At 41.2% G+C, this 571-nt stretch carries 1 protein-coding gene; it reads left to right on the top strand.

The window, feature by feature from the left end; genetic code table 11:
- Window positions 1–94: 94 nt before the first annotated feature.
- Window positions 95–571 (top strand): IS30 family transposase (locus STRDD10_RS10055; RefSeq protein ID WP_156468663.1); only part of this gene is annotated, 477 nt, incomplete at its 3' end.

Below are 571 nucleotides of genomic sequence, written 5' to 3'. Positions count from 1 at the left end.
GATAAATTGTAAAATATAGTGCAACAAAAAAACTCATAGCGTTTCATTGGTGTAAACTGTAAGTAACCACACAAACAGAACCCGAGGAAAAACTATGAGCCACTCCCATCTTACCATAACCGACCGAATAAAGATAGAAACTTACTTGGATTTAGGTTTGAAACCTTGCCAAATTGCAAGTAAACTTGGCGTCCATAAGTCCACCATTTCAAGAGAGCTAAGTCGATGCAAAAATGGTTACTCCGCAGCCTTAGCACAGGAACAGTACGATCACAGGGCCAAGCAAAAAGGTCGAAAATCTCGTTTGACACCAAAGTTAAAAAAGGAAATTGAGAAGGGTTTAAAAGCTTCTTGGTCACCTGAACAGATTTGTGGTCGCTATCAGCTTGAACAAAAGCCAATGGTAGCTTTTAAGACCATCTATAACTGGCTCTATGCTGGTTTGATTGATCTGGATTTAAGCGTCCTTCGTCGTAAAGGAAAGACTCGACAAGCAAAAGAAACACGTGGGACATTTAGGATTGGCACGTCTATTGCCAAACGTCCTAAAGAGGTCAGGGATCGTGAGACC

The organism is Streptococcus sp. DD10, assembly GCF_001578805.1.
Lineage (GTDB): Bacteria > Bacillota > Bacilli > Lactobacillales > Streptococcaceae > Streptococcus.
The sequence above is the reverse complement of the archived record's forward strand: the minus strand, read 5'-3'. Positions and strand labels throughout refer to the sequence as shown.